Raw genomic sequence first — 16,140 nt, 5'->3', positions numbered from 1 at the left:
GTACGCAAAAAGCAAAATAAAAACTAGAACCATTAGTTCTAGTTAACTTTGAAATTATTAAGCTTTGTTGTTTGAACCAAATTCGTGAATTTTAGCTTTAACTGTTTCACACATTGCATCATATCCTGGTTTGTAAAGTTTTCTTGGGTCAAAGTTTTTACCTTCAAGGTCTTTACCGCTAAGAATGTATTCTCTTAAAGCTTTGTGGTTTGCTTGTTGAAGTTCTGTGTTAACGTTAATTTTTGTAATTCCTAAGCTAATAGCTTTTTTAATTTGATCTGTAGGAATTCCACTTCCACCGTGAAGCACGATTCCGATTCCAGCAGCTGCTGAAATTTCTGAAAGAGTTTCAAAGCTAAGTGATTTTCATGATGCAGGGTATGGACCGTGGATGTTTCCGATTCCAGCTGCAAGAACATCAATTCCTAAATCAGCCATCATTTTAGCTTCTTTTGGATCTGCGAATTCACCATCTCCAACAATACCATCTTCTTCACCACCGATTGTTCCAACTTCGGCTTCAAATGACATGTTGTTAGCTTTAGCAAGTTCTACTAATTCTTTTGTTTTTGCATAGTTTTCTTCAAATGGGAAGTGTGATCCATCAAACATAACTGATGTATAAACACCTGTTTTAATAGCTTTTAAAACACCATCATATGAACCATGGTCTAAGTGAAGAGCAACTGGAACTGTAATGTTTAAGTCTTTCATAAGACCTGAAACCATTCCTGCTACTACATCAAAGCCACCCATATATTTTACAGCACCTTCACTTGTCGCAACAATAACAGGTGATTTTTCAGCTTCAGCTGTAAGAAGCACAGCTTTTGCTCATTCTAAGTTGTTAATGTTAATGTGAGGAACTGCGTATTTACCTTCTTTAGCTTTTTTAAGCATTTCTTTTGCATTTACTAATGCCATAATTACTCCTTTTTTAACCTTTTTTTATTTTATTTTTTAGTTAGCTTCATTAGAAATTCAATTACCATCAGCGGTTCTTGCAAATCTACGATCTACTGTCATTATTCTATATAATTCACCCATTTTTAATTCTCTAACAGACTCAAATGAGTTACTATCTGAAACGAATTTTTCATTTCATTGATCTTGCATTTTTTCTTGGACATAATCAAAAATTTCATAAAAAGAAAATTCATGATTGTTTTCACGATGAATAAAATCAATTGCGTGCTCTAACATTGTTTTCATAATTTAATAAATCCTTTCGAATGCTTTATTATTATAATACATTAATATTTATTTTTAAAAGATAAAGATTACATTTCAGTTGGCGCAGAAACACCAATAAGTTCAAGTCCAAGACTTAAAACATTTTTTACTGCAAGCACTAAAGATGCATATGTTGATTCAAATTCGTGATTTATAAGTTTAGTTTCAGCATAAAAACTATTGAATAACTTTGCAAGTTCTGAAAGATATTGAGTCATCAAGTTAACTTTCTTGGTACTTACAATGGTTTTAATTAACTCTTCAAAATCATCTAAAGCACGAATAACTTTTTTAGCTTTTAAAGTAAGCTTAGCATTATTTTGCTTACTTGCTGCTTGCATCTTGCTAAGCAGTGAGCAAGCTCTTGAGTGTGCATATTGGACAATGAACACTGAAGAATTTGATTCATCTGAATTAGCTTCATCAATATCAAAATCAAATTTGCTATTAACTTCACGCGTAAGCATAGTATAACGAATAGCATCCACGCTTGAATTATCCATTAAATCAGCAAGTGTAACGCTAGTTCCAGCACGTTTAGACATTTTAAATTCTTGTCCATCTTTAATTAAACGCACTAATTGGATAGTTAAAATATCTAAATTTTCTTTGTTAAATCCAAGGAGTTGCATTGCTATTTTCATTCTAAGCACATACCCTGAATGGTCAGCACCTCAAACATTAATTAAGCTTGGATTTTGAGCAAATTTATTTGCATGATAAGCAATATCTGGAAGTAAGTAGGTAAATGAGCCATCATTTTTAATTAAAACTCTATCTTTATCATCGCCATACTGAGTTGTGTTTAAAAATAAAGCTCCATCTTGAGTGTATGTATTATCTTTTAGTTTATTTAAAACCTGTTCAATTGCGCCTGAAGCTCTAACTGCTCTTTCACTTGAAACTGTATCAAAAGAAACTCTAAATTCTTTTAGATGCTCCATAATTTGAGCAAGCATAATTTCAGTTGCTATCAATTTAAGTTCTTGGTATTTAGCTTCACTAAGCTCATAGTCATTAAAATAATCACCTTTAAGGTCTTTAATTTTGTTAGCACATCAAATAATATCATTTCCTCTGTAGCATTCTTCAGGCATTGGTTTTTCAGTTCCAAAAAGAGCTAAGTATCTTACATGCACTGAAGCAGCTAGTGTATCAATTTGATTCCCAGCATCATTAACATAATATTCAGCTTCTACATCATAACCAGCATGACGATACATTCTAACAAGTGAATCACCAACAGCTGCACCACGAGCATGTCCTACATGTAAAAATCCAGTTGGATTAGCTGAGACAAATTCAATATTAACTTTTTCTTTGTTAATGAAGTTTCCACCGTAGCTATCTTTTAAATCATTAATTTCAAAAGTTCTTTCAATAAAAAGCTCATCGTTAATAACAAAGTTTAAGAACCCAGGCATAGTAACGCTAACATAAGTAATTACCTTTGAATCTTTAAGGCATTCTTTAATTGCATTAGCAATATTTACTGGCGCATTTTTCACATATTTTTTAACAATAAAGGCAATGTTGCTTGACAAATTGAATTCAATTTTATCTGGATTACTTTGCTCAGGTACATTTGATTCACTAAGATCAAAGACAAGCTCATTTGCATTAAAATCTTGCTCAAAAAAACCTTGCTCTTGAAGTGACTCAACTGCCTTAATAAGCTCTTTTTTAACAACTAAATTAATTGACATACATCTCCTTAAAATATAGAATATTTTATGTTTTACAATTATATAAAAAGCTACTTAATTTTTAAGTAATTTTTTCAAAAATATCGCTGCTCAAGCTGCTAAAAATAGCTTCCACTTTTATAATTAATATATAATTCAAATATGCTAAAAATTTATGTTTGTGGTCCTACTGTTTATAATGATGTTCATATTGGTAATATGAGACCAATATTAACAATTGATTTAATGCTTAAAGGAGCTCGCTACTTAAATAAACCTTTTACTTTTATCCACAATATCACTGATATTGATGATAAAATAATCAAACAAGCTAGCTTAAGCAATATCACTGAAAAAGAATTATCTTCCAAATATGCTAATGCGTATTTGGACTTACTTAACACTTTCGGTGTAGATACCATTTCGCAAGTTGAATATGTTACTGAAAATCTAGATTTAATTAATGATTTTATTTCAAAAATGGTAACAAAAGATGATGCATATACAGATAAAGAAAATAATGTTTGATTTGATGTGGCTAAAAACAAAGATAATTATGGAAGTGTCTCAAACCAAAAATATGAAGCTTTATTAAAAAATAATTCAGATTTTGAAAAACAAAATTCAAATGATTTTGCCCTTTGAAAGAAAACCCAAGTTGGAGTAACTTTTGATTCCCATTTTGGTAAAGGTCGTCCTGGTTGACACACTGAATGTGCAGCTTTAATTTATAAGCATTTTAATAACCAGGGAGTTGATATTCATGGTGGAGGAATGGATCTTACATTTCCGCACCATGAAAATGAAAACATTCAGTATTTAAGTGTTACTGGTAATAAAATTGCTAAAAACTGACTTAGAACTGGGCAAATTAATTTAAATAATGAGAAAATGTCTAAATCGCTTCAAAATGTTATTTTAACTAAGGATTTTCTTTTAAAACATTCACCTGATGTTTTAAAAATGATTTTTCTTTCAAATTCAATTACTGGAATTATTAATATTGATGATAACCTTATTAATAATTCACTTAAAACAATTAATAAGCTTAAGAAAATTTTCTTTAGAGCTTTAGTAGAAAATAATGATGCAAGCTTTGACAAAGCAAAAACTCAGCTTATCTTCGAAAAGCTTTTTGCGAGTAAATTCTCTGACTTTCTTTTTGAAGTTAATAGCCTTATCAAAGAAGCTAACACAGGTAATTTAATTTCACAAAAAACTCTTATCGAAATCTTTACAGTTTTAAAATTTGATCTTGCTAGTTTTGATTATGCAAAATATATAAATATATATCACCAATGAAAAGAGGAGCTTGCAAATAAAAATTATGAGCAAAGCGATAAGCTTCGGAACATCTTAATGGAAAATCAATTAATTTAAAAGGCACAATTTATAGGAAAAAGGAAGGTAAAATGTATGCAACAATTTATTATGTGTGGGAGAAATTCAGTTGTTGAAAGCTATCAAAATGGAGTCAAAATCGACACCATTTATTTATCTAAAGAAAGCAATAAAAATCTTTTTACTAATTTCAAAGGGAAAATTATTATTAAAGATAATGCTTTCTTAGATAAATTAAGTGAAGGCGAAAACCACCAAGGTTTTGTTGCATTAATAAGCAATATTAAAATTTTAGATATAAATTACCTTATTAAAAATCAACCTTCTAAAGTGCTTATCTTAGATCATATTGAAGATCCAAGGAACTTAGGAGCAATCATCCGAACAGCTAATGCTGCAGGAATTAAAGATATTATTTTATCTAAGGATAAAAGTGCAGATTTAACACCAACAGCTTTAAAAACTTCTTCTGGTGGATTTGTTAATATGAACTTTTATAAAGTAAGTAGCATTAGCGCAACTATTACTAAAATGAAAGAAAATAATTACTGAGTGTATGCAACAGCACTTGATAAAAAAGCTCTTCCACACACAAAAGCTAACTACAATAGCCCTTGTGCAATTGTGGTTGGAAATGAAGGGAAAGGGGTATCAAAAAGTGTTTTATCTGTTGTTGACCAAACAATTTATATTGAACAATTTGGTACTGTCCAATCATTAAATGTTTCAGTAGCTACAGGAATTGTACTTTTTGATTTAGTAAATAAAAATGCGTCATAAAATTGACATTAGTAATTGAAATATCGAAGTTAAAGATTTTTTCGATATTAATAAATATTCACACATTTCATCAAATTTACTCATAAATAACTTCATTAACAAACATCATAAAGAACTTGGTTTTTTGGTAAATAAAATTTGATGATATGAACTTAGTGGTAATTTTGAAAAAGAGGAAATTTATAACTATATTTTGTCAATTTTAACTAGGGAAATTAAACTGTATCATCATAATTTCCAACATCGTCCATTTGAGAAATTATGATGATTGAATTTAAGGTATAAAAGTTTAAATCACTTTAATAAAATTAAGAATAGACAATATCAATTTGAAACCAAAGTTTCAAATAACAATTTAAATTTATCCAACTTATTTAATAAGATCCAAAGAACTCTAGATGGAAGTGAAAAAATAGTTGCTTTTGAAGAGAAAATGAAGCAGCTGCAAAAGTTATTAAACCCAAAAGAAAAAGAATGTTTAGAACAAATTTGCAACAAAAATGATGCTTGCAAATTTAGCAAAAATAAGGTCAATACCATTTTAAAATCAATCCGTCAAAAATATAATCAAATCGATAATTAACAGAGAATAAAAATGGTAGTGAATGTGGTAAAATTCTTTATAATTAATAAACTATGAAAAAAAATAACACAATCTCATTAGCTTGCTTTGAATGCAAACGTAAAAATTACTCAACAAACAAAAGTGCAGGTACTGTTAAACGTATCGAAAAAATGAAATATTGCAAAAATTGCGAAAGATCTACTTTACATAAAGAAGAGGTATAATGGTATTTTTAAGTAATTTAAAAAACAAATGGCAAAATCGTAAAAAACATTATTTTATCAGAAAGATAGTTAAGGAAATCAAAAGAGTTAGATGACCAGATTGAAAAACCAATCGTTCTAACTTTGTTAAAATCTTAATTTTTACTGCTATTTTCACCTTATTTGTTTTTGCAATTGTACTTCTTTTTACAAGTATTTGAACAGCACTTGGAGTAAATTAGAAAGGAATAATTTATGAACACAAAAAATTGATACATGATTTCAACAATTAGAGGTAAAGAAGAGCACGTTCTTGAAGCTCTTAGCAACCGTATTGTAGCTGAAGAAGTTTCGCATAATTTTGACTTAGAAGCTACACCAGAAGGTCCATTCAAAATGTTTAAACGTCCTGTTTTAACAGCAAGAGAAGCTGAGAAAAAAAGAGCAGAACTTCCATATAAAATCAAATGAATCAATATGTATCCAGGTTACATTTTTGCTAAGCTTGAAATGAGTGATGAAGCTTGATTTGTTATCCGTAACACTCAATATGTTACAGGACTTATTGGTTCATCAGGTAAGGGAGCAAAACCTACACCAGTTACAAATAGAGAAATTAGAAAATGTTTAGAAAAAGAAAGAGAAGCTCTTGAAAACTTCAATTCAGGTAAAAATGTTTTTGAATTCAAAATTGATGATATTGTTGAAGTTATTGATGGACCATACCAAGGTGAAGTTGGACCAATTGTTAAAATCGATCAAGCTAAAAATGTTGCAGTAATTTCTATCGAGACATTTGGTAAGAAAAATAACGTTGAGATTGATTTAGATTTTCTTAACTTAAGTTCTATTTAATAATTAATTAAAGAAAGGGATATGCCCTTTCTTTTTTTTGCGCGGTATTTATGGGGATGAATGTAGATTCTAATAGCTGCAAAAATTGTATAAAAATACGCCTTATTGGCGTATTTCATTTTGTTTCTATACGTATGGTGATGTTGAAGATCTACCACCTGATGAACTACTTGAAGATGATCTCTTTTTCATGTTAACTAATGCGCTATATGTATTAGTTACTAGACTTAAGTCTTCACCATCTGTTGGTTTACCATAAACAAGATCATAGTATTCTTGGAAAGCGTATCCATATATAATCATTTTATCTAATGTAAAAATTAAGTTTGAAAGTGATCTTTGTCTTGCTTTATGTTCTAATTCAGCAAATGGAGGTGCAAAAACATAAACTTTTCTTCCATCAAATCCTGTTGTTTCATTAAAGAACTCTGAAATTATTCTTTGTCTAAGAATAATCGCTTTATTAATGATATTTTGTTGTTCAGGTGTGTAATCATAATTTTTGTATGATTTTGGAGTCTCATACATAATTTCAACAGAACTATTTTTATTTAATAAGTGGAGAACTTTCTTTTTATCTCTATTTAAATAACTATCAAATCTTGAGAGTGAATATTCACCACTTCTAAACCCAAATGATGAAGGTGTAGCAGGAATTGGAGCTTTATTTTCTGGTATTGTAGTTGAAATAGATTCGGAAATAAATGATCCATCTCTTTTAGCAATTTTATATGTAAGAGTAAATCCTTCACCAAAGGTGTATTTACCATTTAAACTATAATTAGGTGTAAATTCTTGCCCTTCTTCTTTTGTTTGTTCAACATTAACTAAAATGTATTCTTCACCTAAAACATCAATAAATGAATTAAATCTAGAACCTGTTTCTGTAACTATTTTTGTTGCATTTGCTTGGGTTGATTCAGTATCCGGTACTAAACGTTTAATTTCACTTTGGATTTTAGCAGTATCAGGAATAAATGTGAAAGTAACATCTTTGAATGTACCATCATTATATGTGATATCTCTATAGAAGAAATCTAAATTAGATTTATTTCTTTCATCATCATATTCAGTTGTGAAAGCAAATCTAGCAATACCTTCATCACCTTGGAATTTAGCAACCACAGCTTCATTTTTAGCTCTTTCAGCTTCTGCTGCTTTTTGGGCTTCATTTTCTCCAGGAGTTGGTGTTTCTTCTGAAGGGTTACCTTCAGATGTTCCTTGGTTATCTCCATCCCTTTCTTCATTTCCTGGGGTTTCAGGATTTTCAGGATCAGGTTGTTCTCCTTCTTGATTTCCTGGATTTTCTTCTGCCGGTGGGTTTACCCCTTCATTTCCAGGAGTTTCAGGGTTTGTTGGAGTAGTTGGTGTTCCACCTTCTTCAGCAGGTGGGTTTACAGTTTCAGAATCAGTTGCTCCACCTTCTTTAGGTTGTTCTGTTGTATCTTCTTTTGGTTTACTTTCTGTTGGTTGAGTTTCTTTTTTTTCTGATTTTTGAATTTCTTCACAAGAAATCATAGCAAAAGGAAGTGAAACTACTGTTACACCAGAAAGAATCGTTAAAAATTTAAATTTTCCTTTTAATTTCATTTTACTTATTTCCTTCTTTTCATTTTTCCACTTCTTCAGGTGTCCCTAAAACGAAGTGATTATCATTAATTTTTACTCACTCAGGTTGGTGGTTTTCATCATATCCATGAATACTTGGATCATATATACCTTTAATTAAGCTTCCTTTATCTGAATCAATTGATGGAACAGCATCAAGTAAGCTACGTGTATATGGGTGAAGTGGATTATGAACAATTTCTTCAGTTGAACCAATTTCAAGTAAGGTTCCTTTGTTCATAACTGCAATTCTATCTGAGATATATTCAACCATACGTAAGTCGTGAGCAATAAATAATATAGTTAAATTATATTTATCTTTTAAATCATTAAAAATATTTACAACTTGGGCTTGAATTGAAACGTCAAGAGCTGAAATAGGTTCATCAGCTACAAGTAATTGTGGGCGTAAAACCACAGCTCTTGAAATACCAATACGTTGTTGTTGACCTCCTGAGAATTCAAGTGGATAACGACGAAGCACTGATTCATCAAGTCCAACACTTTTTAAAATTTCTCTTACAAGAATTTTTTTACATTGATTCTCTGAAAGAGTGTTTAATCTTTCACGTTCTTCTTTAGCTAGAAGAAGTTTTTCTCTAGCTTTTTCAAAAAGAGAATTCTCGCTAAGTTTACTTAAAAGATCTACATATAAAGCTTCAAAAGCAAGTGCTGAATTATCAGCAATTTTGCTATCAAGAAGCTCAACATATTCTTTAGTTAAGAAACTTGAATCTACTTCATTAATAACTTCAAAAACTTCTTTTTGAACTTCTTGGTCATAATTATATAAATAAATTTCTTTTGAAGCTTTAATGTTGTTTAACCCTTCAGATACGATTGTTTCAACGTTAACGTGAGGGTTTAGTGAGTTAGCTGGATCTTGGAAAATCATTTGGACTTTATTAACCATAAAGTTTTCAATTTTTTTGTAATCTTGAAGTGCTTTTCCGAATTTTAATCCACGCTTAAGTTTTTTAGGTAAAACTTGATTAAGGAGTTTAATTTCACCAAAACGGTAAGGAATAAGACCCACAAGTGCTTTTCCTGTTGTACTTTTTCCTGAACCAGATTCACCAACAAGTCCAAGAACTTCTCCACGGTAAATATTTAAGTTTAAATCTGAAACAGCTTTAAATTCTTTTGAACCTCTTCCGTAAACAATATCAACGTGTCTAAGGGAAGCAAGAACTTCTTTGCCTGAATGATTTTCAAGCATTTCTTTAGTTCCTTTAATTTCTTTTCTAAGTTCTTTTTTAACACCAAAAAGACCACGAGTAGTTTCAATGTATGGAGTGTAGTTATTATCTAAAACTTCATTATAATTTGATGATTTTAACTTCATTTTCTTCTACACTTGCACTGTTATCTTTTGCTTTAGCTCAATCATTTACATCAAAATGGTAAAGCATTGATTCATCCTCATTAGGGTTTTGTTTAATAACTTCAAAATCCTTTTGTTCCGGATGAGCTGCAAGATACTCCTTTCATAAATTCTCAATAATTTTTGGTGGTGTGTATTTAGGAGCTCTTTTATCTAAAAGAGCACTTTTTACACGGTGAGTTTCAGATACTCAATAAAAATCAGGTTCTTTAATAAAATCAACATCTAAAGCATAATCATTTCTAACTGCAAAAGCATCACCAATAATGTTATTTAAACTTGAAGGAACGCTTCCTCTAATAGTTGAAAGTCTGCTTCCTTTATTAACATCAGGCATACTTGAGATAAGCCCTCAAGTATAAGGGTGTTGTGGATATTTTAAAATTTCTCTAGCAGTACCTTCTTCAATAATTTGACCTGCATACATAATTGAAATGTAGTCACTAATTGAAGCTACAACCCCAAGGTCGTGAGTAATAAAGACAATTGAAAGATGTAGTTTTTCTTGAAGTTCTTTAATAACATCAAGCACTAAAGCTTGAACAGTAGGATCAAGTGCAGTAGTAGGTTCGTCCATTACAAGCACTTTAGGTTCAAGGGAAACAATTGCGGCAATAACTACCCGTTGAATCATCCCTCCTGACATTTCATGTGGATAAAGCTTCATAACAGCTTCAGGGTCGTTAATTTTAGTTAATTTTAAAAACTCAACAGCTCTTGCATAAGCTTCCTTACGGTTTTTAACAACTTTGTTAATTAACATCCCTTCCATAATTTGTTCTCCAACTTTCATGGTTGGGTTTAAAGTTGACATTGGGTTTTGGAAAACAGCAGAAACTACTCTTCCACGATAGCGTGATCTTTCTCAATCACGTAAGCTAAATTTTTCAACATTGTTGTTGTAAAGTTTAACTTCACCAGAATCAATAACAGCATTATCACCAGTAAGTCCATATAAAAGAGAAGTAATAACACTCTTTCCTGATCCAGATTCACCGATAATAGCATGAACTTTACCTTCATAAACTTTAAGAGAAGGTCCTCTTAAAACTTTGTTTTTCTCACCTGGGCGAGCAGGGTTGGTAAATGAAAGGTAAATATCATCAATTTGAGCAGCAATTTTTAATTTGGTTCCATCTTTAAATTCTTGATATTGAACATTTTCGTAAAACTTGTCTCAATCAAAATTTCTTTCGCCTTTTTTAAAGAAGGCAAACTTATTTAATAAATTTTTAAATTTCATTTTTTTGCCTCCTATCTTTGTCTTCTAAGTGAATCTTGCACGCTAGCTCCAATAAGTTGAACACTAGTTGTAATTAAAATAAGAATTGTTGAAGGAACAAAAACGTATCTTAATTTTCCTGGGAAAAGTTTTTGTCCTTCTGAAATTAAGTTCCCAAGTGTTGGAACATCATCAATTGCAAGTCCGATGAATGCAAGTGATGTTTCACTTAAGATAACACCAGGAATGGTAAATACAAGTTGTGTAATTAAAATAGGAATAATTACAGGTACATAGTTTTTAAGAATTTTTCAAGTTGGAGTTCCAAGTACTCTTGAAGCTGCAACTCATTCAAAGTGTTTTGCACGTTTAACTTGAGCACGAATTTGGTTAGCCATTCCAGTTCATCCAGTAAGTGAAAGTGAAAACACAATAACTCAGAAACTAGGTGAAACAACAATGGTCATCAAGATAAGAATTAAGATTGTAGGTACAACTGAAATAATTTTAATGACGAAAGTAAGCACTCTATCAAAAGGATCAAATTGACCCATCATAATTCCAATTGAAAGACCAACAATAACTTCAATTGCAGTTGTTACAAGCGCAAGAGCAAGTGAATATCTAAGCCCATGTCAAAGTCTTGCTCATAAATCTCTACCTAAATCATCTGTACCTAAAATGTGGTAAATACCATTACTATCAGTTTGATTAAAATGCAAGATTCTGTTATTAACATCTTGAGTATTTGGATCAAGAGTTGTAAAAGGAATAATTAAAGCGAAAATGATTAATAAAGCTAAAACTAAGAACCCAAAAACTCCACCAATGTTTTGCGAAAAACGATAAACGAATTCTTTAAACGGTTTAACTTCTGCTCCAAGGTGTTTTGATTCTTGGAAGTCCATAATTTCACCAACCATTTTTCATTTAGCATAGTTAAATGGTTGCATAAATTGATTTGGTGCAATATTATCTTCTAATGAATTTGTTTTTCCAAGCTCTTCATTTTTTCTAATTTTGTTAGCAACTTTAGCTGTCTTATTTACTATGTATTGCTTAGAAGAATTTAGAAATTTTTGAAATTTATTCATTATTTTCCTCTCCTTCTAACACGTGGATCGATTGCTTCGTAAAGAAGGTCACGTGTTGCATATGATAGTATTGTAAGTAAAGCAAACATAATAATTAAGAATAAAATAACGTTATAGTCTTTTGTTTGAATTGCTTGTAAAAGAGTTGCTCCAGAACCTGGGATAAAGAAGATTTGTTCAATGAACACACTACCTAAGAATGATCCGAAAATAACTGCAGGGAAGAATGTTGCAATTGGGAAAAGTGAAGGTTTAAGCGCATGTTTTCAAACGAAACGACTTTTGGTAAGTCCTTTTAAGTAAGCAAATTTAGCATGAACTGAGTTAAGCTCTCTATTAAGCTCAGTTCTAATGTATTTAATATAAACAATGATGCTTCCAAGTGAAAGTGCAAGTCCCGGAAGAATATATGTAATAAAGTTTTTGTGGTCAAACATAAATGGAAGACCAACGATTCTACCAATAAACACAAGCACTAAGGCGAAAATAATTGATGGCACTGATGAGAAAATAGAAACTAAAATAGTAGAGAAATTATCTAAGAAACCACCTGGGTTTTTACCAACTCAAATACCTACTGGTATCCCAATTACAACTGTTAAGAAAACAGAGAAAATACCAACAAGGAATGATTTGTAAAATCTTTCTCAAATAAAACTATTGATTTCTTGGGCTGGGAAAAGTGAAAGTGAAATTCCGAAATCCCCTCTAAATAAATTCTGCATGTAATTTAAATAACGCTTAAATAAAGGTAAATCTAATCCGTACTGAGCTTCAATTGCTTTTTTAGCTCCAGCATCAAGCCCTGATGTTAAAGAGTTTGAACCAGGAACTGCATTAATAAGGAAGAAAGTAATTGAAATAACAATAAAACCAATAACAAAGAATTCTAAGATAATTTTGGCAATTTTTCAAAGCGCTTTTAAAAATGGTGAATCCACAGCTAAAAGCTTTTGCATAAATGACATTTCTTTGTTACGTTTTGAAGTAAAAATTACTTTATTATCATTTAAACGATATTTTTCATTTTGATAATTAACGTATTTGTGTTCCATGTATTATCCTTTCTTTCTTGGTAATCCTGGTCTAGGAGGATTAGTGTAATCATATGCATATTGAAGTGAGAATGTAAATAATGAATTTACTCCACCTACTCTTGTAATTTCTCAGTTTGTATCAACTTCCATTAAAGGAACTACAAAGGCACCATCACGAATGATTTTTTCAAGAGTTGCAATAAATGAGAAGATAAGCTGTGTATCTCATTTTTCCTCAACTTCTTTATCTGTAAAGTTTCCAGTAAAGAAGCTATCTAATCTTGCAGAATAATCAGTTAAGCTCTCATCTGATTTTTGATATGCAAGCTCAATGAATTTATTTCAAAGACGTGCATCTTTAATTAAAAGTCTATCTTTTGTAGCGTTTGTTAATTCTTGGATTTGCTCACTTGTTAATGTTGAAGCAAAGTAAAGATTAATTGCTTTTTGAATTCTTGAAAGTTGAATTCCAAATAAGTTTTTACTTAAAAGGTATTCAATCGCATTAGCAACAAAACGTTTTGAAAGAGCTTTTTCGTTTAAACTAGATTCTTGTGCTTTATTTTGGTTAATAATTTCCATAATTGCATCAATGTTTTCGCTAATAAATTTTGTTTTATTAAAGTAATCATTCGAGTTAGCTATTGCATCAAAATCGATGTTATTTGCTTTAGCATATTCTTTAACTTGTGTTTCAATAAAACTAAAGTATGGCTGAACAATGTTGTATTTTGAAGATTCTTGCCCATTTGCTTTATATGCATTTAAAATAAGTTCGCTTAAGTAATTTGCATATGTGTATCCACCACTTGGGTTAGTTTTAAATCCAGTGCTTTTTTGAGTAAAGGTATCAATTTCGTCTTCTTTAAAGAATACATAAACGTAATCTTGAGCACCATTACCACCAAGACGGTCAAAGTTTTGGTAAACAATGTCTCATTCCCCTTCATCAAGGTAAGCAACAAAGGTATTTTCTGGTAAGCTCTTAATTTCTAATTGCACATATGAACCAAAAGCTTGTCTTAAAGCTTCACGAAGGTATGAACCAGCTTTTTTCTGCTCATCAGTTGAGTTATTAAGAAATTGGATTGTCACCTTATCAAGTTCTGGATGTTTTGCTTTGAAACGAGCAAGGTAATCTTGAGCTGTTTTAGGTAAATATGAATCATCCTTACGGTATGTTTTTTCGAAGTTAAAGCTTTTTGAAAGGTGCACCAAGAAGTCATAATTTTGAATTGGAACTGTAACTCCATTTTTGGTTTTAATATCTTCACCTTCAAAGTAGTATTCTAAGTTTCTACCATCAAATAAACGGTATTGTCCATAAGCTGTTCATGTTGTAACTGGGAATGAGAAATCTCATCCTACTGATTTAAGCACTTTTTCACGGTCAATTGCATAATAAATGGCATTTCTTAAATCTTCATCTTGAAGTCAACTTGTTCCTTTAGTTTCTTGATCTAAGTTAAATGCATAAGCAATTGTTCCATACCCCGAGTTTTTATTAAGGTAATCTTTGTAAGCAGGATTTGATCAGTAACTATTAATTTTGTTAGCTGGAATATATGTTTGTGAAATATATCCATCTTCAAAAAGAGTTGCATTAATGTTTCTATCTGTTGAGAAGAATATTTTAATTTTGTTTGATACTGTATTGGCTGCTTCAAAGTAATCTTTGTTTTTAGTTAATACAATGTATCCTTGAGGACCAAGCACAATATCACCTGGTTCAATCACAAATGGACCACTTGTTAACACTTTCTTAGGATCTGATCCATAGTTTTGAATTCCACCACCTTCAGTTTCAATGTACTTACGGTTAGCAGGATAAATGTTTTCGATAATTTGTCCAACTAAGAAGTTTAAATCAGGTGTTTTGTTTTCGTCAAAAATCATTGTAAAGCTATATGAATCTAAACTAAGAGTTTTAAGTTTTCCAACGATTTTAGAGTGTGAAAGCTTCATTTGATCTTTTTGCTCTTCGCTAAGTGCTGGAGTTTCAGGATCAGTTGCTTGTTTTTCTTTGTAATATTCGTTAAAAGCTTCTCATTCTTCAGAAGTAGCTTCTTCAAGTGCATATTCTTGGTATGGATTAAGGTAAGGATTTTTAACTAAAGTAACTTCTTTAACTACATTATTACGTTTAATAGCTCATTTTTGAGTCTCAGCATTTAAATCAATTGATCTATCGAAGTTTTCAGGAAGGTTGTTGCTTTCTACAATTTCTTCGTTAGTGTAATCTAAAAAGTATTGTCCTGTGTAAAATCCAAAACTTAAAGCTGCCTCTTTAATTGCTTGCACTTCAGCTTCATCACCTGGAACTTGAGAAGTTCATACTTCTTGATTTGGATCTTGGATGTATGATTTTCCTCAAGGATCTTGGATGTAGCTTCTTCTACCTCATGGGTTTTTGTAACTTTCATTGTGTTTTAAAGCATATTCTTTTTGAGCTGTAATAAATTGCTCTGCACCTCTAATTGAGTATTTTTTGATTGTTTCAAGTTTTTGGCTACCTGTATTTAAATCTAAGATATATTCAAAGTAATCACGAAGATCTTGAGCTGTAATTACATCCCCATTGCTTCAAATGTTTTTACCTTTGTTCATGTAACCACTAAAAGCCATGTAGTTGTTACTGTTTTTAGGGTTTCTGAATGCATAAATAGTTGATGAATTTGAAATATCACTAAGAACTGGCGCTCCAGTTCCACCAATAAATCCAAAATCATCTAAAGTATAGTAACTATTTGTAATGTTTCCTTTTCCGTCTTTGCTTCTAAAGTTTTCCAGATTCTTTTTAAAGAATTCATCAAAGTTTGAAGTTGTACGGTCTGTACCAACATTAGTCATTGTCATTGTGAATTTATTGGTTTTTAAAATTGATTTAAGTGAATCTGATGGTCCACTTTTCATAAATGAGTCAACAAGTGATGGGAGAATCTTATCTACAGATTTGAATTTAATGTAGTTAAGATTATTTAACGGTTCACTTGTTAATCCAAAATCATATCCTTTAGCATTTTGAGAAGTGCTACCTGGAGCACAAGCAACCACACTTAGCACTGAAAATGAACTAGCTGCAAGTGTGAAACCTAAAAGATATTTTCTAGATTTTTTGAAATAACTATTCACC

At 30.9% G+C, this 16,140-nt stretch carries 15 protein-coding genes; 6 read left to right on the top strand and 9 right to left on the bottom strand.

The window, feature by feature from the left end:
- Positions 1-57: 57 nt before the first annotated feature.
- From fba to argS, 3 genes are all read right to left on the bottom strand, one after another.
- Positions 58-924 carry a class II fructose-1,6-bisphosphate aldolase gene (fba, locus tag EXC51_RS03415; protein ID WP_129620519.1) on the bottom strand — a complete coding sequence of 289 codons (867 nt, stop codon included), beginning with the start codon at positions 922-924 and terminating at the stop codon, positions 58-60.
- Positions 925-960: 36 nt separating this feature from the next.
- Positions 961-1,212 (bottom strand): DNA-directed RNA polymerase subunit delta, encoded by a 252-nt coding sequence (gene rpoE / locus EXC51_RS03410; RefSeq protein WP_129620518.1) that lies wholly within the window; start codon positions 1,210-1,212, stop codon positions 961-963.
- 68 nt (positions 1,213-1,280) lie between these two features.
- Positions 1,281-2,939, bottom strand: coding sequence for an arginine--tRNA ligase (gene argS, locus EXC51_RS03405; protein WP_129620517.1), 1,659 nt, complete (start codon positions 2,937-2,939; stop codon positions 1,281-1,283).
- Between the two features lie 141 nt (positions 2,940-3,080).
- Here argS and EXC51_RS03400 point away from each other — a divergent pair, with 141 nt between their 5' ends.
- Genes EXC51_RS03400 through nusG form a run of 6 tightly spaced genes read left to right on the top strand, consistent with a single transcriptional unit; the run spans position 3,081 to position 6,662 of the window.
- Positions 3,081-4,298, top strand: a complete 1,218-nt coding sequence (locus tag EXC51_RS03400; RefSeq protein WP_129620516.1) for a class I tRNA ligase family protein — start codon at positions 3,081-3,083, stop codon at positions 4,296-4,298.
- Between the two features lie 36 nt (positions 4,299-4,334).
- Positions 4,335-5,039, top strand: coding sequence for a 23S rRNA (guanosine(2251)-2'-O)-methyltransferase RlmB (gene rlmB / locus EXC51_RS03395; RefSeq protein WP_129620515.1), 705 nt, complete (start codon positions 4,335-4,337; stop codon positions 5,037-5,039).
- The gene (locus EXC51_RS03390; protein WP_129620514.1) at positions 5,029-5,622 is read left to right on the top strand and encodes a hypothetical protein; all 594 of its coding nucleotides are present in this window, start codon (positions 5,029-5,031) and stop codon (positions 5,620-5,622) included. Before rlmB ends, EXC51_RS03390 begins: the two co-directional genes overlap by 11 nt.
- Positions 5,623-5,675: 53 nt before the next feature.
- A complete protein-coding gene (rpmG, locus tag EXC51_RS03385; protein ID WP_129620513.1) occupies positions 5,676-5,828 on the top strand; it encodes a 50S ribosomal protein L33 in 153 nt (50 codons plus the stop codon).
- Positions 5,828-6,049: a preprotein translocase subunit SecE gene (gene secE / locus EXC51_RS03380; RefSeq protein WP_129620512.1), complete on the top strand. Its 222-nt coding sequence runs from the start codon at positions 5,828-5,830 to the stop codon at positions 6,047-6,049. Before rpmG ends, secE begins: the two co-directional genes overlap by 1 nt.
- A gap of 13 nt (positions 6,050-6,062) precedes the next feature.
- Positions 6,063-6,662, top strand: coding sequence for a transcription termination/antitermination protein NusG (gene nusG, locus EXC51_RS03375; RefSeq protein WP_129620511.1), 600 nt, complete (start codon positions 6,063-6,065; stop codon positions 6,660-6,662).
- Between the two features lie 126 nt (positions 6,663-6,788).
- Here nusG and EXC51_RS03370 read toward each other — a convergent pair whose 3' ends face one another.
- Genes EXC51_RS03370 through EXC51_RS03345 form a run of 6 tightly spaced genes read right to left on the bottom strand, consistent with a single transcriptional unit; the run spans position 6,789 to position 16,139 of the window.
- The gene (locus EXC51_RS03370; RefSeq protein WP_129620510.1) at positions 6,789-8,252 is read right to left on the bottom strand and encodes an ICP22 family protein; all 1,464 of its coding nucleotides are present in this window, start codon (positions 8,250-8,252) and stop codon (positions 6,789-6,791) included.
- Between the two features lies 1 nt (position 8,253).
- On the bottom strand, positions 8,254-9,615 hold the full coding sequence (locus EXC51_RS03365; RefSeq protein ID WP_129620509.1) for an ABC transporter ATP-binding protein: 1,362 nt from the start codon (positions 9,613-9,615) through the stop codon (positions 8,254-8,256).
- On the bottom strand, positions 9,590-10,897 hold the full coding sequence (locus EXC51_RS03360) for an ABC transporter ATP-binding protein (protein ID WP_129620508.1): 1,308 nt from the start codon (positions 10,895-10,897) through the stop codon (positions 9,590-9,592). Before EXC51_RS03360 ends, EXC51_RS03365 begins: the two co-directional genes overlap by 26 nt.
- Positions 10,898-10,908: 11 nt before the next feature.
- Complete coding sequence (locus EXC51_RS03355; RefSeq protein WP_129620507.1) at positions 10,909-11,970, bottom strand: ABC transporter permease; 1,062 nt, start codon at positions 11,968-11,970, stop codon at positions 10,909-10,911.
- Entirely contained in the window at positions 11,970-13,025 is a 1,056-nt protein-coding gene (locus EXC51_RS03350; RefSeq protein ID WP_129620506.1) for an ABC transporter permease, read from the bottom strand. The genes EXC51_RS03355 and EXC51_RS03350 overlap by 1 nt, the downstream gene beginning before the upstream one ends.
- 3 nt (positions 13,026-13,028) lie before the next feature.
- The gene (locus EXC51_RS03345; RefSeq protein ID WP_187468997.1) at positions 13,029-16,139 is read right to left on the bottom strand and encodes an ABC transporter substrate-binding protein; all 3,111 of its coding nucleotides are present in this window, start codon (positions 16,137-16,139) and stop codon (positions 13,029-13,031) included.
- Position 16,140: the final 1 nt, after the last annotated feature.

The organism is Mycoplasmopsis gallinacea (assembly GCF_900660495.1).
Lineage (GTDB): Bacteria > Bacillota_I > Bacilli_A > Mycoplasmatales > Metamycoplasmataceae > Mycoplasmopsis > Mycoplasmopsis gallinacea.
This window is presented reverse-complemented; position numbering and strand designations above follow the sequence as displayed.